Below are 1,301 nucleotides of genomic sequence, written 5' to 3' on the forward strand. Positions count from 1 at the left end.
TGTCTCGTCCTGAAATAGGTTGACACTTATTTCAAACAAACGCCTGATGCATTTCATTAGGCGTTTTGTATTTTAACGATAGATGAGGTCTACGACTATTGTAAATCTCTATGGACTCTGCAACCATTCGTTTAGCATCTTCAAGATTCCTTGGCTTATGAAGTAAATATTCATTCTTCAATATACCATTAACCCTTTCCGCTAAAGCATTCTGGTAACAATCATATCCATCTGTCATTGAACATCGGATATTATGTTCTTGGTGTAATTCCTGATATTTCTTTGAACAATACTGGATACCTCGATCCGAATGATGAATGAGTGAAGATTGCGGTGTTTGTCTTGTTTTTAATGCTTTTAAATAGGCTTGACTAACCGCTTCCGCACCTAAATTGTCATCTACATGATAACCCACTATTTTTCTAGACCAAGCATCGGTTATTAGGCTCAGATAAGCTTCTCCTGTTTCTATAGGTAGATAAGTTATATCTGCGACCCAAAGTTGCTCAGGTTTTCGTGGTATCTCTTGCTTAATTCCTAACTTTACCAAGTTGGGATGCTTGTAAAAACGATGATGGCTATTCGTTGTCTTATGATAGGCACGTTTAGGCCGCACTAATAAACGATGTTCTCTGAGTACGTCAAACAACCGGTCTCTACCAATTTTGATACCCATTACCCTATTCAGCAAGTAGTGAAGTTTCCTTGTCCCTATACGAGGTTGGAACATTCTTTCTTGTTGAACTCGTTGTAATACATCTTGTTCATGCTTATGTCTTATATTGGCTTGCTTGCTTTGCTTATAATAAGCTTGCCGTGTTGTGCCAAGATAATAACAACATTCAGTGATGCTAAAACCTACCGTTTGCTTTTCTTTGATTGCTTGCCTTGTAGCTTTTTTGTGGTACTTACTCCGTAATCTCTTTCAAGTATGTTGATGATAGATTCAAATAACTCTGCTTTTCTTTTGGTTTCATATAATTGCTGTTCAAGCTCTTTAATTCTTTGTTCTGGAGTGAGTGGTAGAGGATCGGACATTTGTTTTTCTCCATGATGAAATGGGCTGCCTTGACGCCAATCTAATCTACCATGCTTTCTTAACCAGGCTAAAACTGTTGAACGTCCTTGAATACCATATCGGCTCTGAGCCTGTTTATAAGTCATTTCACCTTTTTCAACTTGATCTACGACTGATAATTTAAAAGCTAGGCTGTAATCTCGTTGTGTTCTTTTAACTATTGTTTTCATTACACTCTCCAAATTTAAGTTTAGAAAGTGTCAACCTTATCTAGGACGAGACA

The 1,301-nt window shown here is 37.4% G+C and carries 1 protein-coding gene; it reads right to left on the reverse strand.

Annotated features, from left to right (window positions below):
* Positions 1-31: 31 nt before the first annotated feature.
* Positions 32-1,248 (reverse strand): IS3 family transposase gene (locus EC846_RS02745; protein WP_123774085.1). Its coding sequence is split into 2 segments (ribosomal slippage): positions 32-903 and positions 903-1,248, totalling 1,218 coding nucleotides; the frame shifts between segments, so codons are not numbered across the junction.
* Positions 1,249-1,301 lie beyond the last annotated feature (53 nt).

The sequence above is a fragment of the Acinetobacter sp. BIGb0102 genome (assembly GCF_003815055.1).
Lineage (GTDB): Bacteria > Pseudomonadota > Gammaproteobacteria > Pseudomonadales > Moraxellaceae > Acinetobacter > Acinetobacter vivianii.